Consider the following 15341-nt stretch of genomic DNA (forward strand, 5'->3'; position numbering starts at 1 on the left):
CGGGCTCAGCGCCGGTATTCGAGTCCGCGGGCGCGGTCGAAGCGCCCGCGGATTCCCCATTCCGCGACCTTGACCATGGCCTCGCGGATGTTCGACCCACTCATCTTCGACTGACCGAGCTCCCGTTCGCTGAACGTGATCGGCACCTCGACGACGGTGAACCCGTTGTTGATGGTCCGCCAGGTGAGGTCGATCTGGAAGCAGTAGCCCTTCGAATCGACCGCCGACAGGTCGATCTTCTCCAGCACGTCGCGCCGGTAGGCCCGGTAGCCGGCGGTGATGTCGTGGATCCCCACCCCCAGCAGCACCCGCGCGTACGTGTTGGCCGTCTTGGACAGCGCATAGCGCCGCCGCGGCCAGTTGCGGATGGCGCCGCCGGAGACATAGCGCGACCCGATCGCGAGATCCGCGCCCGCATCGATCGCGTCGAGCAGCCGGTGGAGCTGTTCGGGCGCGTGGCTGCCGTCGGCGTCCATCTCGACCAGCACCGAGTAGCCGCGGCCCAGTCCCCACGCGAATCCGGCGAGATAGGCAGCACCCAGCCCGTCCTTGGTGGTGCGGTGCATGACGTGCACCCGGTCCGGATCGGCCAGCGCGAACTCGTCGGCCAGCGCGCCGGTGCCGTCGGGGCTGCCGTCGTCGACGATCAACAGGTGCACGCCGGGGCACGCGTCGTTGACGCGGCGCACGATCAGCGGCAGGTTCTCCCGCTCGTTGTAGGTGGGGATGATGACCAGCGTGCGCCCACTGGGCGCATCTGCCGCACGGTCGGTCATATCGCTCCTTCGTCGTTGCGGCCCCCACCGGACGGTTTCATCGCCGTATCGGTGGTGCTGCGCCGCCGCCGCAGTCTCGCGGGCACGAAATTCCCATTGTGCAGTATGGCGACGGTCACGGCGCCGACCCCGACGAGGATGAGGACGGCCTGCAGGGCCGGAGCCCACCGGGTGGCGAATCCGATATCGGACTTCAACCGAATCTGGGTGTCGAGGTAGGCGGGTTCGAAGAACCCGGTGCGGGCCAGTTCGCGGCCGTCGGGTGCGATCACCGCGCTGATGCCGGTGGTCGCCGGGACCACCACGTAGCGACCGTGTTCGACCGCGCGCAGCTTGCCGAACGCCAGTTGTTGTTCGCTCATCGCCTCGGTGAACGTGGCGTTGTTGGTCGGCACCGTGAGCACCTGGGCGCCGGCCAGGACCGATTCGCGGGCGGCCCGGTCGAAGATGACCTCCCAGCAGGTCGTGACGCCCACCGGGACGCCGGCCGCGCGGACGACGCCGGTGCCGTCGCCGGGGATGAAGTAGCCGGCCCGGTCCGCGTACGGGGACAGCTTGCTGAAGAAGCCGCGCCACGGCAGGTACTCGCCGAACGGCTGCACGATCTGTTTGTCGTGGCGGTCGGCGGGACCGCTGTCGGGGTTCCACACCAGCACCGTGTTGGTCGACACCGGGTTGTCGCGACTGTAGTCGGGCGCGCGCACCACGGTGCCGACCAGGATCGGCGCGTCGATGGCGTCGGCGGCCGCGGAGATCTGCGCCGCAGCGTCGGGATTGGCCAGCGGGTCGATGTCGGAGGCGTTCTCCGGCCACACCACGAACATCGGTTGCGGGGCGCGCCCCGCACGGACGTCGGCGGCCAGCCGCAGCGTCTCGGTGACGTGGTTGTCGAGCACCGCACGGCGCTGGGCGTTGAACTCCAGGCCCAGCCGCGGCACGTTGCCCTGTACCGCGGCCACCGTGACCGGCTGATCGTCGGACGCGCCCATCGCCGAGTGACGGACCTGCGGCCAGACCACCGCGGTGCCGAGCAGCACGACGGCCAACCCCACCCCGGGCAACACCACGGCGGGCGGTGCGGGCGCGGTGTGACCATGGCGCCACCACCGCACGATTTCGGCCACCAGAGCGGTGAGGCAGAAACCGGCCAGCGTCACCGCGAACGACAGCAGCGGTGCCCCGCCCACATGGGCGAGCGCGAGCATCGGGCTGTCGGTCTGGCTGAACGCGACCACCCCCCAGGGGAATCCGCCGAACGGAATCGTCGACTTCAGCCACTCCTGGGCGGCCCACAGCCCGGCGAACCACAGCGGCCAGCCCGGCAGCCCGCGGACGGTGACCGCGGCGAGGCCGAACAGGCCCGGGAACAGTGCCTGTACCGCGGCCAGCGCCAGCCAGGGCACCGGTCCCACCAGCCCGCTGATCCACGGCAGCAGCGGGATGTAGAAGGCCAGCCCGAACAGGAAGCCGTAGCCGAACCCACCGGCTCGGGTGGTGGACGGGCGGGTCAGCACCCATGCCAGCAGGCCGACGGCGACGAACGCGCAGTACCACCAGTCGAACGGGGGGAAGCTGACACACAGCGCCAGCCCGGCCGCGATCGCGACCGTGAGCGGGACGACCCGGTCGGCGACCGCCCGGGGGAAGCGCCGGGCCCGGGCCGCCAAGACGTCGGTCCGGCTGCGGTCAGGGGCGTCAACCATGGACGACGACACCCCGGTGCACGGTCTGCCGGCACCGCGGCAGCGCGTCGTCGGGCTCCAGGCGCGGCAGCGCGGGGACGCGTGAGCGCGGATCGGTCGACCACCGCTGGACGGAGTCGGCCGGGGCGCTGAGGTCGAAGTGCTCGGCGTCCCACACGGCGTACGACGCGGGCGCGCCCGGGACCAGCGTGCCGGTCACACCGTCGCGCACCCCCCCGGCCCGCCAGGCGCCGCGGGTGGCCGCCGCGAACGCCGCGCGCGGGGAGATGGCGCTGCCCGGGGTGCGGTGCCGCGTCGCCGCGCGCACGCTCGACCACGGGTCCATGCCGGTGACCGGGGTGTCGGAGCCGAGCGCGAGGGGCACGCCTCGGGATGCTAACAGCGCGAACGGGTTCAGCCCGGCGGCGCGGTCCGCCCCGAGGCGCTGGGCGTACATGCCGTCCCGGCCGCCCCACAGCGCGTCGAAGTGCGGTTGCACGCTGGCGATCACGCCCAGCGCGCCGAGCTGCGCGGCCTGATCGGGGGTGATCATCTCGACGTGTTCGAGCCGGTGTCCGCAGCGGGCCACCGCGGGGGCGCCGAGGTGGTCGGCGACGCGGGTGAGCGCCGCCACCACGGCGCCGACGGCCGCGTCCCCGATGACGTGGAACCCCGCGGTGATGCCGGCCTCGGTACAGGCCCGCAGGTGCGCGGTGATCGCGTCGACGTCGAGGAAGGTGTTGCCGCAGGTGTGCGGCGCGTCTGCGTACGGTTCGCGCAGCCAGGCGGTGCGGGACCCCAGCGCGCCGTCGACGAACAGGTCCCCGGCCAGTCCGCGGGCGCCGGTGCGGGCGATCAGGTCGCGGGCCTGCCCGGCGTCGGTGACCGCCTCACCCCAGTACCCGACGATCTCCACACCGTGGTCGAGTCGGCCGATCTCCAGCCAGTCGTCGAGGCCGCCGATCTGCGGGCCTGCGCATTCGTGCACGGCCGCGATGCCGTATGCCGCGGCGGCGTCGAGGGCGGCGCGGCGGGCCAGCGCGCGCTGATCGGCGGTGAGCTGCGCGCGGGCGGCGTCGCGCACCAGGTGGTGGGCGCCCGCGGTCAGCGGGCGTTCGGGGTGGTACCCGTCGGCGCCGGCGAGACCGGCCACCGAGCGGCGCAGGGCACTCGACGCCGCCGCGGAGTGCACGTCGACGCGGGCCAGGTAGACCGCCCGCTGCCCCACCGCGGCGTCGAGGTCGGCGGTGGTGGGCACCGCCGGTTCCGGCCAACCGGACTCGTCCCAGCCGTGCCCCCAGATCACGCCCTCGGGATGGGCGCGGGCGTAGCTGCCGAGCAGCTCGAGGCAGTCGCGCAGCGAGGTGGCGTCGCGCAGGTCCAGCCCGACCAGCGCCAGCCCCGTCGCGGTGAGGTGAACGTGACTGTCGACGAACGCGGGCGCCACGAAACCTCCGTCGAGGTCGACGATGCGGGCGTCCGGGAACTGCGCGCGTCCGACATCGTCGCTGCCCAGCCAGGCGACGGTGCCGTCGCGCACGGCCATCGCCGTGGCGTCGGGGTGGGCCGGGCTGTGCACCCGTCCGTTGAGCAGCAGAGTGGTCACGGACCCGACAGCGTAACCGGGTCAGTCGGCCCGGCGTTCCACCGCGTTGGGTGCGGGCGGGGCGCCGGCGTCGTCGGCGACATCGACGACCTCACCGTCGATGTAGGTGCCGCGGTAGGCGCCGCGCGGCTGCATGGCCGAGGCGCCGGCCACGAACAGCGGCGCACCGCGACCCACGCGACGCGCGGCGAGCGCGGTCACGACGGGTCGGGCGGCGGCCCGGGTGGGCGGCAGCAGCAGCAGCGCCCCGAGCACCGAACTGGCCAGGCCCGGGACGACGACGAGCACGGTGCCCAGCGCGACCAGCGCGCTGTCGGTGACCGCACCCTGCGCGGTGGTGGCCGTCAGCCCGGTCCGCAGCCGGTGCAGCTGGCGTTTGAGCTGTGCGCCGGCGAGCGCGAGGCCGAGCACGAACACCGAGACGGCGAGCAGCAGCGTCCACCCCAGCCCGATGGTGGAGACGAGCGCCACGACGACCGCCATCTCGATGACGGCGTAGAGCAGGAACAGCCGCATTGCCATGACCGTCGAACGTACCGCGCCGCCGGGAGGTTCCGTAGATTCGGCAATCGTGACGCACACCGTGGAGACCGTTCGCGTACAGACCGCCGACGGGCCGATCGACGCCTGGCTGGGTGTGCCCGCCGGCGACGGTCCGTGGCCGGGTGTGGTGGTGGTGCACGATGCGATCGGCTACGGGCCCGACATCGCGGCGACCGCGGCGCGCGTCGCGGCGGCGGGTTACCTGACCATCACCCCGAACCTGTTCTCCCGCGGCGGCCGCATCCGCTGCGTGAAGCGGGTGTTCAGTGAGGCCGTGCGCGGGCAGGGCCGGGCTTTCGACGACGTGCTGGCCGCCCGCGACCACTTGCGGGAGATGCCGCAGTGCACGGGGGCGATCGCGATCGCCGGTTTCTGCATGGGGGGGCAGTTCGCGCTGTTGCTCGGCCCCGGCAATTTCGGGGCGGCGGCGCCGTTCTACGGCACTCCCCTGCCCAAGAGTGTCACCGACACGCTCGACCCGTCGTGCCCGGTGGTGGCGAGTTTCGGCCGCCGGGATCCGATGGGGGTCGGCGCCCCCGCCACGCTGCGCGCGGCCGTCGCCGCCAAGGGCGTGGCCGCGGACATCAAGGTGTATCCGCGCGCCGGGCACAGCTTCGCCAATCAGCTTCCCGCCCAGGGATTTGCGCGCATCATCGGCTTCAACTACGACGCGGAGGCCACCGACGACGCGTGGCGGCGGGTGTTCGCGTTCTTCGCCGAACACCTGCCGACGTCGTGACGGTCAGGCCGTCGCGGGGGTGATCTCCAAGCCGATGTGGACCTTGTCGATGCCGCCGCGGATGAGGCTGTGCGGGACGAACCACCAGGCGTGCCACCAGTACCGGCGCACCACGGCGTCATAAACGGCGCGGGTCTCGTCCTTCGGCAGCACCCGGGCCTGCGCATCGACGGGTCCGCCTTTCGGCTTGCCCAGCGCGGTGCAGCGCTGGATGGTCACCCGCGGGGTGTTGCGGATCCGCTTGACCTTCCAGGATCCGTCGTCGGTGATGACGACCAGCCGGTGACCGTCGCGGGCGGCCCAGATCGCGGTGGGCTTGGGTTTGCCGTCCTTGGTGAACGTGGTCAGCAGGAGGTACTTGGCGTCGGCGACATCGTCGAAGCGGTCGGCCATCATGCGGCCTTGAGTTCCAGGCCGACATTGTTCTTCATGCCGCCGCGCAGTTTCGAGAAGAAGTTGAACGTCTTGCCGACGACGCCGTAGCGCGCGGCGATCGCGTCGTACACCTCGGCGGTGCGCGATTTGTCGAGGATGGTGGCGACCGCCTCGGCGGGTTCGCTCTGCGGGGCGCCGCGCCGGTCGCATTTGGCGATGGTCACCCGCGGGGTGTTGCGGATCCGCTTGACCTTCCAGGACTTCTCCTGCGTGATGACCAGTAGACCGTCGCCTGCGGGGGCGGCCCACACGGCGGTGGGCTTGGGCCTACCGTCCTTGGTGAACGTGGTCAGCAGGACGTACTCCGAACCGGCGATCTCAGCAAAAGTGGGGGCCATGGGTTAAACCTAGCCGCCGGCCGCCCCCACGACCGGCGGCCAGGCACCCCTCGATCAGGAGTGGCCGCCCCAGCGGTCGTACCAGGACTGCGAGTAGGGCAGTCCCAGCATGGACACCAGCACGGCCAACGCCGCGACCATGGCGAGCAATGCGAACACGGTGTGCTCCCTTCACGTTTCTCTCACCGGTACCGGTGGTACCGGCTTCACAGGGAACGTACGACGCGCAGAAGACGCATGGGGCATTCTGTGTGGCACGGATCACTAGGCGCCTCGACGTGACGGATGTCACAGCGACGCGCGAAAGGCCCGATCAGGGACCTACGCGGCGGTGATGAAGCCTCGGGCCACCATCCAGTCGCGGGCGACGATGCTGGGATCGCGGCCCTCCACGTCGACCTGCTTGTTCAGTTCCATGATCACCTCGTTGGTGAGCGCAGCGGTCACGGGCGCGGTCACCTCCTCGATCTCGGGGTGGGCGGCGAAGAAATCGCGCTTCATGGTGACCGAGGGGTTGTAGTGGGCGAAGAACTGCTTGTCGTCTTCGAGCACGATCAGGTCGAGCGCCGAGATCCGGCCGTCGGTGGTGAACACCTCGCCGAAGTCGCACTGCCGCGCATCGGCGGTGGCCTGGTAGATGATGCCGACCTGCAGGATCGGCGTCTGCGCCCGCCCCGGGTCGAAACCGTAGGCGGCTGCCATGCCCGGGAAGCCGTCCTGGCGGGCCCGGAACTCGGTGTCCACGCACGTCTTCGCCGCGGCCGGGTTCGTCTGCACCAACTCGGCGTACTGCGACAGCGTGCGCACCCCGGTGCGGTCCACCACGGCGCGGCTGGCGGCCAGGCCGTAGGTGTCGTCCATCGGCGCCGGCTCGAGCCACACCATGTCGTTGCGCTCGAGATCCTCGTCGCGCACGGCTTCGTACTGGGCGCGACTGTCGGGGATCGGCTTCTCGTGGCCGAGGTAGTTGATCCACGCGTTGCCGGTGAATTCGTAGGCCACGTCGACCTGACCCGACAGCTGCGCCTCGCGCGTACTGCGCGACCCCACGATGCCGGTGAGGTCACGGACGTCCGCGCCTGCGGCGGCGAGGGTGAATTCCAGGATGTAGCCGAGGATGACCTGCTCGGTGTACTCCTTGGAGCCCACCGTGATCGGCACGCCCTCCAGCCCCTCGGTCGGCGTGACCGAGCCCGGCCCGACCTTGAGCGGCACGGTGCTGCCCGAGCCGAGCCCACATCCGGTGGCGGTGAGCAGTGCGGTCAGCACGATCGCGCTCAGGTTCCGAATCGTGCTGCGGCTTTTCATCGCAAGCCCTTCGGGTTGAGGAAGTGCTCGGCCAGTCCGCCCATCCAGTCGACCAGCAGGGCCAGGCACACCGCCAGCACGCTGCCCAGGATCAGGGTGACGTCGTCCTGCAGCTTGTAACCGGTGTCGATCAGGATGCCCAACCCCCCGGCGTTGACCAGGAACGACAGTGTGGCGGTGCCGACGGCCAGCACCAGCGAGGTGCGCAGGCCGGCCAGGATGTAGGGCACCGCCAGCGGCAGCTCGACGCGCATCAGCAGCCCGGCCCGCGACATGCCCTGTCCCAGACCGGCGTCGATCATCGACCGGTCGACCTGGTCGAGCCCGAGGATCGTGCTGGCCAGCACCGGCAGCAGCGAGTACAGCGCGATCGGCAGCACCCCGATCCAGAAGCCGGTGCGCGCGGTGATCAGGAACAGCAGCACCAGCAGACCGATGGCCGGTGCGGCCTGGCCGACGTTGGCCACGCCGATGAACAACGGCCGCAACGCTTTCGCGCCGGGCCGGGTGACCAGCACGCCGAGCGGCACCCCGACGACCAACACGATTCCGGTCACCGCGGCAGTGATCAGCAGATGCTCCCAGATCAGCGTCGCCACGTTGGCGACGTTGATGTTCTCCTGCTGCGTGGCGGTCAGGTCGCGGTCGAACGCCCAGTACAGCACCGCCGCGGCCACCACGAGCGTCAGCGCGGGCTGGATCAGCAGGCGCAGCCGTTCTGCAGAGACGGCGCCGGCTCCTGCGGCCTTCCCGGGCCGCTCGGCGACGGTACTCACGCGCTCGACGTCTCCGCCTCGGCGCGCAGCCGGGTGATCGTGTCGATCAGCGTGTCGAGGGTGACGACGCCGACGTACCGGCCGCCCGGCCCGCTGACCACCGCCGAGGCGTGCTGCTCGGCGAGGATCGCCTCCAGCGCATCCTCCAGGGTCGAATGCGTGCTCACCGTGTCGAGGTCCTCGGCGGCGTCGGCCAGTGTGGCGGCGTGGCGCAGCCGCGACTCACGCACCCACTTGATCGGGCGTTCGCGCCGGTCCAGCACCACGGCCCAGTCGAATTCGCTGCCCGACAACGCGTTCCGTACCTGGTCGAGGGAATCGTCGATGCGCACCGCCAGATGCGGCCGCAGGTCGACGTCCTTGATCCGCATCAGCCCGAGCTGGCGCAGCGAGGCGCCGGACCCGACGAAGCCGGCCACCGTGTCGTCGGCCGGGCTGGCCAGGATGTTCTGCGGAGTGTCGTACTGCAGGAGTTTGGACCGCGGGCCGAGCACGGCGATGCGGTCGCCCAGTTTGACCGCCTCGCCGAAGTCGTGGGTGACGAAGACGATGGTCTTGCGCAGGTCGTTCTGCAGGTTGAGCAGTTCGTCCTGCAGCGAGCTGCGGGTGATCGGGTCGACGGCGCCGAACGGCTCGTCCATCAGCAGCACCGGTGGGTCCGCGGCCAGGGCGCGGGCCACCCCGACGCGTTGCTGCTGGCCACCGGAGAGCTGACGCGGGTAGCGGTCGGCGTACTGGCCGGGGTCGAGGCCGACGAGGTCGAGCAGTTCGTCGACCCGCGCGTCGATGCGCTTGCGGTCCCAGCGCAACAGCCCGGGTACCAGGCCGACGTTCTGCCGGATCGTCATGTGCGGGAACAGGCCGGCCTGCTGGATGGAGTAGCCGATCTTGCGGCGCAGTTCGGTCGGCTTGATCGACAGCGCATCCTGGTCGCCGATACGGATGCTGCCCGACGTCGGCTCGGAGAGCCGGTTGATCATCCGCATCATCGTCGTCTTGCCGCATCCCGACGGGCCGACGAACACCACGATCTCCCCGGCCGGGATGTCCAGTGAGGCGTCGTCGACGGCGGGTTCGGTGGCGCCGGGATAGATCTTCGACACGTGGTCGAGCTCGATGCGCACCCCCGAGGGCGTCCCCGCCGTGGTGTCCGCTGCCGTCGTCGTGGTCATCGGATGCCTTTCGATGTGGTGAGCCGCCCGATCAACACGAGCACGGCGTCGAGCGCCAGCGCAAGGATCACGATGAGCAGCGTCCCGGTCACGGCCATGGGCACGGCGGTCGGGCTGCCGACCCGGGCCAGTCCGGCGAAGATCAGGTTGCCCAGGCCCGGACCCTTGACGTAGGCGGCGATGGCCAGCACGCCCATCGCCATCTGGGTGCTGATCCGCATGGCGGACAGGATCGACGGCCACACCAGCCGCAGTTCGATGCGGCCGAGGGTGGCCATCCGACCCATACCGATGCCGCGGGCGGCGTCGGTGAGCGCGGGGTCAACGGCGTTGAGCCCCACGACGGTGTTGCGGATGATCGGCAGTAGCGAGTACAGCACCAGCGCCGCGACGGACGGGATGACGCCCAGCCCGAACAGCGGGATCAGGAGGCCGAGCAGGGCGAACGCCGGCACCGTGAGGATCACGCTGGAACCCGCGGTGGCGAGGTTGGCCGCGGCCGCGCTGCGATAGGTCAGCACGCCGATGGCCACGCCGATCACGGTGGCGATCAGCACACTCTGCACCACCGCGCTGACGTGCTGGTACGAGTCGAACATCAACTGATCCCGGTGGGTGCTGAGGTAGTCCCACAGCTCCTGCACGACCACCTCCGTGAGACTTCGTCGACCGCTGCCGCATTTGCCGGTACCCGAACAGCAGGAAAACGAAACGGCGACGGGCCCGCGCCGGTTGCGATCGCGGTGAGTACAACGGTCGCGCGGCAGCGCCGTAGCGCCGACGCTGGCCTGCATGTCTGTACATGTGGTGAAGCTCGGCGCGCACATCGGCGCCCGGATCGACGGGGTGCGGCTCGGCGGCGGATTGGACGCCGGCACCGTCACTGCGATCAATGCGGCGTTGCTCGCGCACAAGGTGATCTTCTTTCGTGACCAGCACCACCTCGACGACGACGGACAGCTCGCCTTCGCGCGGTTGCTCGGCACGCCGACGACCGCACACCCGACGGTCACCTCGCGCGGACACCGCATCCTGCCGATTGACTCCCGCTACGACAAGGCCAACAGCTGGCACACCGACGTGACGTTCGTCGACCGCATCCCGAAGGCGTCCGTGCTGCGCGCGGTCACGCTGCCCGAGTACGGCGGGACCACGACGTGGGCGTCGACGGAGGTGGCCTACGACCGACTGCCGCCGCCGCTGCGGGCGCTGGTCGAGAATCTCTGGGCGGTGCACACCAATCAGTTCGACTACGCCGCCGACTACGACGGCCGACGCGAGGCGCTGGCCGCCACCGAACGCGAGTACCGCGAGGAGTTCGTCTCCGAGTACTACGAGACCGAACATCCGGTGGTGCGCGTTCACCCCGAGACCGGCCGCAAGGTGCTGTTGCTCGGTCACTTCGTCAAGCAGTTCGTCGGCCTGGGCGCCGCGGAATCCGCCACGCTGCTGGCTCTCCTGCAGAATCGGGTGACGAAGCTGGAGAACACCGTTCGCTGGACATGGGCGCCCGGCGACATCGCCATCTGGGACAACCGCGCCACCCAGCATTACGCGGTGGCCGACTACGACGACCAGTACCGGCGGTTGAGCCGGGTCACGCTGGCCGGCGACATCCCCGTCGACGTGTTCGGTCAGTCCAGCCGGGTGATCGCGGGCGACGCGTCCGGCTACTCGGAGGTGACGCCGATCGCGCTCGCGAGCTGAGCTGCCTCGTCAGGACTGGCCGGATTCCGCCGACATGTGACGCGCGATCGTGTCGTCCACCATGCCGCGCAACGCCGGGATCTCCTCGAGGAGGCGCTCGAAGTCGTCGCGCGCGAGCCGCAACATCTCCGCCGGACCCGTCGTCGTCACCGTGGCCGAACGCAACTTCCCGCGGCGCAGCGCATTCTCGCCGATCAACTCACCCGGTGGCAGGACGGCGATGCGGTCGCGACCCAGATACACCCCGGCTTCGCCGCTCAACAGGATGAACACCGCATCCGACGGCGTCTGCTCGTGGATCATCGGCCACGGCCCCGACATCGAGGTGCGATGAGCTACTCGGACGAGGCGCATGAGGTCGTCGTCGGAGAAGTCTGCGAAGGCGGGGAATTCCCGCAGGCGTGCAACGTCCTCGCGATGTTCCTTGTCGCGGGCTTTCATGACGGGCTCCTGTTCCGCGGGGTGAAACCGTGACATGGCGAAGCGTAGTAAACGGCGGGCCTCTGCAGTATCGAACGGGCACGGCGCCTCCCGCGTGCTGACGCGATCAAACACATCTCACGCGTCGTGCCCGCTCCCGGTCCCACGGCGCTGCGATCCCCGGTCGATACGATGGCTGCAGTGACGACTCGATCCCGCGACCAGGACGCATGCCCGGGTGCCCTCTCTGTGCACCGGGCCGCCGACGGTGCGCTGGCGCGCATCCGGTTGCCCGGCGGCATGCTGTCCGGAGCCCAGCTGACCGCGCTGGCACACACCGCGGCCGAGTACGGCACGGCCGAGCTGGAGTTGACCTCGCGCGGCAACGTTCAGATCCGCGGGGTGTCCGACACCGCGGCGGTGGCCGCCGCGGTCGCCGACGCCGGGCTGCTGCCGTCGCCCACCCACGAGAAGGTGCGCAACATCGTCGCCTCCCCGCTGTCCGGGCGCAGCGGCGGACTCGGCGACGTCCGCCCGCTGGTGACCGCTCTCGACGCCGCACTGCAGTCGGCGCCGGAGCTGGCGGCCCTGTCGGGGCGGTTCTGGTTCGGATTCGACGACGGGCGCGGTGACGTGTCCGGCCTGGGCACCGACGCCGGCGTGCACCTGCTCGACGACGCGCGGGCGGCGCTGCTGCTGTCCGGGCGCGACACCGGCGTGCGGGTCGACGTCGCGGACGCCGTGTCGACGCTGCTCGCGGTCGCGGCCCGCTTCACCGAGATTCGTGGCACCGCGTGGCGGGTCGACGAACTCGACGAGCCCGGGGTTCTGCTGGCGGGCCTGAGGCCCACCGCGGCGCCGGGGGCAACCTGGGCACCGGTCACCCGGCCGCCGGTCGGCTGGATTCCGCAGGACGACGGCCGGATCACGCTGGGCGCCGCGGTTCCGCTGGGCGTGCTGCCTGCGCGCACCGCGGAGTTCGTCGGCGCGATCGAGGCGCCGGTGGTCGTGACGCCGTGGCGGTCGCTGCTGGTCGGCGACCTCGACGAAGGCGTCGCGGACGTCGCGTTGCGTGTGCTGGCGCCGATGGGCCTGGTGTTCGACGAGAACTCGCCGTGGCTGGACGTCAGCGCCTGCACCGGCACCCCGGGCTGTGACAAGTCGGCCGCCGACGTGCGCGCCGACGCCGCCGCTGCGGTGCACCACCCCGCCGAGGGGCATCGCCACTTCGTCGGGTGCGAACGCGGCTGTGGCAGCCCGCCGGTCGGCGAGGTGCTGGTGGCCGGGCCCGACGGCTACCGCGTGCGCCCGCCGTCGCCCTGAGCCCAGGGCCTGCGTTAACCGCGAGCAGACACGAACTCGCATGAATGGCGCCTCGATCATGCGACTCTGCGTCTGCTCGGCACCGGGCGCACCGCCGCCGACTAGACACTTGCGGTGATAGTGTCCGGCGTCACAGCGTGACGAAAGGCGGTGCCGTGCAGGCTCTGATTCCCGGTCGCCCCGCCGAGGTGACCCCGCAGTGGCTCAGTACCGTCCTCAGCATCGATGGCGCGCCGGTCGGGGTCGCCGCGGTCGACGTGACGCCGGTCGGCACCGGACAGACCGGTGCGACGTACCGGTTGTCGGTCACCTACACCGACGCACACCCCGACCTGCCGGCCACCTTCGTCGTCAAGCTGCCGTCACAGGACGAGACCGTCCGCGAGCGGGTGGCCCTGGGCTACCGGTCGGAGCACGCGTTCTACACCGCGATGGCCGACCGGGTCGCGGTGCCGATGCCGCACTGCTACCACTGCGACGCCGCCTCCGACGGCGCGGACTTCGTCCTCCTGCTGGCCGACATGAGCCCCGCCGTGCAGGGTGACCAGCTGGCCGGCTGCCGCGAGGCCGAGGCCCGGCTCGCGGTCGAGGCGCTGGCCGGGCTGCACGGGCCGACGTGGTGCGACCCCGACCTGGACGGGATGCCGGGCATCGTGATGCCCCGCCCGGATGCCGACGGCGCCAAGGGTTTCGGCGACATCGCGGTGATGGCCGCCGGGATCACCGCCGACAAGCTCGGCGAGCGGATGTCCATGCAGGACCGCGACACGCTGTCGGAGGCGATGAGCCGGGTGACGCCCTGGTTGTTGGCCGCCGGTGACCGGTTCGCGTTGCTGCACGGCGACTTCCGGCTGGACAACCTGCTGTTCGACCCGGAGCGCACGCGCGTGGCGGTGGTGGACTGGCAGACCCTCGGGGTGGGACTGCCCGCCCGGGACCTGGCGTACTTCACCGCGACCAGCCTGCTGCCCGACGAGCGGTCCACGCTGGAGCGCGACCTCGTCGACCGCTATCACGCGGCGCTGGCCGGCCATGGCGTCACCGGTTACGACGCCGAGGACTGCTGGCGCGACTACCGGCTCGGCGTTGTGCAGGCGCCGCTGATCACCGCCCTGGGCTTCGCATTCGCGTCGTCGACCGAGCGCGGTGACGAGATGGCGCTGACGATGCTCGAGCGCGGCTGCCGCGCGGTCCGCGAACTCGGCGCGCTGGAGCTGATCGACGAGCTCGGCCGCCGAAACTGAACCCTCGCAGCTGTTTCGCCCGGTCTCGCCTGCAGGACTTCAGTCTCGCCGCGCAGCCGGTCAGCGCGGCATCCGCCGCCACACCGGTCGGGGCAGCATCCGCATCACGGCGACCAGTCCGGCCAGCGACCGCGGCACCCACACCGTGCTCCGCCGCCTGGCCAGCGCGCGGACGGTCGCGTCGGCGACCTGCGCCGGGGTGCTCGACAGAGGCGCCGGGTCCATCCCCTGGGTCATCCGGCCGATGACGAAACCGGGTCGCACCAGCAGCAGATGGACCCCGGTGCCGTGCAGCGCGTCAGCCAGGCCGCCGGCGAACCCGTCCAGGCCCGCCTTGGCGGAGCCGTAGACGTAGTTGGCGCGGCGCACGCGGGCACCGGCGACCGAGGAGAACACCACCAGCGACCCCGAGCCCGCCTCCCGCATGACGGTGGCGAGCACGGTCAGCAGGCTGACCTGCGCGACGTAGTCGGTGTGCACGATCGCGGCCGCGTGCGCGGGGTCGCGTTCGGCGCGGGCCTGATCGCCCAGGATTCCGAACGCCAGCACCGCGGTGCCGATCAGGCCGTGTTCGGCGACGAGGCGCTCGACCAGCGGGACGTGCCCGGTGAGGTCGTCGGCGTCGAACTCGACGGTGTGCACCGCGGTCGCCCCGGCCCCCGTCACCGCGGCGACCTGCGCGTCGAGCCGGTCGGCCCCGCGCGCGGCGAGCACCACCGTCGCGCCGGGCGCCAGGCGGACCGCCACCTCGACCCCGATCTCGCTGCGGCCGCCGAACACCACGACCAGACCCGCACCCGTGTCTTTCACGGCAGCGATTATGTCCTGCGCTAGCGTGGGGTCGATGGCTGGATCCGGCGGCAGGGCGACCACGAAACTCACCAGTGACGCGTTGGCGTTTCTCACCGAACGTCACCTGGCGATGCTGACCACCCTGCGCTCGGACAACTCACCCCATGTGGTGGCGGTCGGGTTCACCTTCGACCCGAAGACCCACATCGCGCGGGTCATCACCACCGGCGGCTCGCAGAAGGCGGTCAACGCCGATCAGCGCGGCGTGGCGGTGCTCAGCCAGGTCGACGGCGCACGGTGGTTGTCGCTGGAGGGCAAGTCGACGGTGAACTCCGACCCGGACGCGGTGCGCGACGCCGAGCTGCGCTACGCCCAGCGCTACCGCACCCCCCGGGTCAACCCGGAACGCGTGGTGATCGAGGTGCGGGTGGAGCGGGTGCTGGGTTCGTCGCAGCTGCTCGACCGCTCCAACGGCTGAAC

At 71.1% G+C, this 15341-nt stretch carries 17 protein-coding genes; 5 read left to right on the forward strand and 12 right to left on the reverse strand.

Annotated features, from left to right (window positions below):
• Positions 1 to 5 precede the first annotated feature (5 nt).
• The 4 genes from E4P42_RS08680 to E4P42_RS08695 are packed head-to-tail and all read right to left on the reverse strand — an operon-like array spanning position 6 to position 4586.
• Positions 6 to 776 carry a polyprenol monophosphomannose synthase gene (locus E4P42_RS08680; RefSeq protein ID WP_135125112.1) on the reverse strand — a complete coding sequence of 257 codons (771 nt, stop codon included), beginning with the start codon at positions 774 to 776 and terminating at the stop codon, positions 6 to 8.
• Complete coding sequence (lnt, locus tag E4P42_RS08685; protein ID WP_135125115.1) at positions 773 to 2479, reverse strand: apolipoprotein N-acyltransferase; 1707 nt, start codon at positions 2477 to 2479, stop codon at positions 773 to 775. Before lnt ends, E4P42_RS08680 begins: the two co-directional genes overlap by 4 nt.
• The gene (locus E4P42_RS08690; protein ID WP_135125118.1) at positions 2472 to 4064 is read right to left on the reverse strand and encodes an amidohydrolase; all 1593 of its coding nucleotides are present in this window, start codon (positions 4062 to 4064) and stop codon (positions 2472 to 2474) included. Before E4P42_RS08690 ends, lnt begins: the two co-directional genes overlap by 8 nt.
• Before the next feature lie 21 nt (positions 4065 to 4085).
• Positions 4086 to 4586 carry an FxsA family protein gene (locus E4P42_RS08695; protein ID WP_167759409.1) on the reverse strand — a complete coding sequence of 167 codons (501 nt, stop codon included), beginning with the start codon at positions 4584 to 4586 and terminating at the stop codon, positions 4086 to 4088.
• 61 nt (positions 4587 to 4647) lie between these two features.
• On the opposite strand from E4P42_RS08695, the gene E4P42_RS08700 reads away from it, so the two are divergent.
• Complete coding sequence (locus E4P42_RS08700; RefSeq protein WP_209305733.1) at positions 4648 to 5346, forward strand: dienelactone hydrolase family protein; 699 nt, start codon at positions 4648 to 4650, stop codon at positions 5344 to 5346.
• Between the two features lie 3 nt (positions 5347 to 5349).
• On the opposite strand, the gene E4P42_RS08705 is transcribed toward E4P42_RS08700, so the two are convergent.
• The 6 genes from E4P42_RS08705 to E4P42_RS08730 form a co-directional block, all read right to left on the reverse strand.
• On the reverse strand, positions 5350 to 5739 hold the full coding sequence (locus E4P42_RS08705; RefSeq protein WP_135125122.1) for a PPOX class F420-dependent oxidoreductase: 390 nt from the start codon (positions 5737 to 5739) through the stop codon (positions 5350 to 5352).
• Complete coding sequence (locus tag E4P42_RS08710) at positions 5739 to 6119, reverse strand: PPOX class F420-dependent oxidoreductase (protein WP_135125124.1); 381 nt, start codon at positions 6117 to 6119, stop codon at positions 5739 to 5741. The genes E4P42_RS08705 and E4P42_RS08710 overlap by 1 nt, the downstream gene beginning before the upstream one ends.
• A gap of 321 nt (positions 6120 to 6440) precedes the next feature.
• Complete coding sequence (locus tag E4P42_RS08715; RefSeq protein WP_135125126.1) at positions 6441 to 7427, reverse strand: glycine betaine ABC transporter substrate-binding protein; 987 nt, start codon at positions 7425 to 7427, stop codon at positions 6441 to 6443.
• Entirely contained in the window at positions 7424 to 8203 is a 780-nt protein-coding gene (locus E4P42_RS08720) for an ABC transporter permease (RefSeq protein WP_135125129.1), read from the reverse strand. The genes E4P42_RS08715 and E4P42_RS08720 overlap by 4 nt, the downstream gene beginning before the upstream one ends.
• Positions 8200 to 9375, reverse strand: a complete 1176-nt coding sequence (locus tag E4P42_RS08725) for an ATP-binding cassette domain-containing protein (RefSeq protein WP_135125132.1) — start codon at positions 9373 to 9375, stop codon at positions 8200 to 8202. Before E4P42_RS08725 ends, E4P42_RS08720 begins: the two co-directional genes overlap by 4 nt.
• Positions 9372 to 10019, reverse strand: a complete 648-nt coding sequence (locus E4P42_RS08730) for an ABC transporter permease (protein ID WP_135125135.1) — start codon at positions 10017 to 10019, stop codon at positions 9372 to 9374. The genes E4P42_RS08725 and E4P42_RS08730 overlap by 4 nt, the downstream gene beginning before the upstream one ends.
• Before the next feature lie 148 nt (positions 10020 to 10167).
• On the opposite strand from E4P42_RS08730, the gene E4P42_RS08735 reads away from it, so the two are divergent.
• A complete protein-coding gene (locus E4P42_RS08735; protein WP_135125137.1) occupies positions 10168 to 11082 on the forward strand; it encodes a TauD/TfdA family dioxygenase in 915 nt (304 codons plus the stop codon).
• 9 nt (positions 11083 to 11091) lie between these two features.
• Here E4P42_RS08735 and E4P42_RS08740 read toward each other — a convergent pair whose 3' ends face one another.
• Positions 11092 to 11637, reverse strand: a complete 546-nt coding sequence (locus tag E4P42_RS08740) for a cyclic nucleotide-binding domain-containing protein (RefSeq protein ID WP_245233945.1) — start codon at positions 11635 to 11637, stop codon at positions 11092 to 11094.
• 57 nt (positions 11638 to 11694) lie between these two features.
• Between E4P42_RS08740 and cobG the strand changes: the two genes are divergently transcribed.
• Entirely contained in the window at positions 11695 to 12825 is a 1131-nt protein-coding gene (cobG, locus tag E4P42_RS08745) for a precorrin-3B synthase (protein WP_209305732.1), read from the forward strand.
• A 155-nt stretch (positions 12826 to 12980) separates the two neighbouring features.
• Entirely contained in the window at positions 12981 to 14069 is a 1089-nt protein-coding gene (locus E4P42_RS08750; protein ID WP_245233946.1) for a phosphotransferase family protein, read from the forward strand.
• Between the two features lie 60 nt (positions 14070 to 14129).
• On the opposite strand, the gene E4P42_RS08755 is transcribed toward E4P42_RS08750, so the two are convergent.
• Positions 14130 to 14879: an SDR family NAD(P)-dependent oxidoreductase gene (locus E4P42_RS08755; RefSeq protein WP_135125144.1), complete on the reverse strand. Its 750-nt coding sequence runs from the start codon at positions 14877 to 14879 to the stop codon at positions 14130 to 14132.
• A 34-nt stretch (positions 14880 to 14913) separates the two neighbouring features.
• Here E4P42_RS08755 and E4P42_RS08760 point away from each other — a divergent pair, with 34 nt between their 5' ends.
• Positions 14914 to 15339, forward strand: a complete 426-nt coding sequence (locus E4P42_RS08760; protein WP_135125147.1) for a F420-dependent biliverdin reductase — start codon at positions 14914 to 14916, stop codon at positions 15337 to 15339.
• The last annotated feature ends 2 nt before the right edge of the window (positions 15340 to 15341 follow it).

The organism is Mycobacterium sp. PS03-16, from assembly GCF_004570325.1.
Taxonomy (GTDB): Bacteria; Actinomycetota; Actinomycetes; order Mycobacteriales; family Mycobacteriaceae; genus Mycobacterium.

Coding starts and splice junctions, on each gene's coding strand:
- E4P42_RS08715 (WP_135125126.1), bottom strand. CDS start 7,427: ATGAAAAGCCGCAGCACGATTCGGAACCTGAGCGCGATCGTGCTGACC.
- E4P42_RS08735 (WP_135125137.1), top strand. CDS start 10,168: ATGTCTGTACATGTGGTGAAGCTCGGCGCGCACATCGGCGCCCGGATC.
- E4P42_RS08695 (WP_167759409.1), bottom strand. CDS start 4,586: ATGGCAATGCGGCTGTTCCTGCTCTACGCCGTCATCGAGATGGCGGTC.
- E4P42_RS08705 (WP_135125122.1), bottom strand. CDS start 5,739: ATGGCCGACCGCTTCGACGATGTCGCCGACGCCAAGTACCTCCTGCTG.
- E4P42_RS08710 (WP_135125124.1), bottom strand. CDS start 6,119: ATGGCCCCCACTTTTGCTGAGATCGCCGGTTCGGAGTACGTCCTGCTG.
- lnt (WP_135125115.1), bottom strand. CDS start 2,479: ATGGTTGACGCCCCTGACCGCAGCCGGACCGACGTCTTGGCGGCCCGG.
- E4P42_RS08725 (WP_135125132.1), bottom strand. CDS start 9,375: ATGACCACGACGACGGCAGCGGACACCACGGCGGGGACGCCCTCGGGG.
- cobG (WP_209305732.1), top strand. CDS start 11,695: ATGGCTGCAGTGACGACTCGATCCCGCGACCAGGACGCATGCCCGGGT.
- E4P42_RS08760 (WP_135125147.1), top strand. CDS start 14,914: ATGGCTGGATCCGGCGGCAGGGCGACCACGAAACTCACCAGTGACGCG.
- E4P42_RS08680 (WP_135125112.1), bottom strand. CDS start 776: ATGACCGACCGTGCGGCAGATGCGCCCAGTGGGCGCACGCTGGTCATC.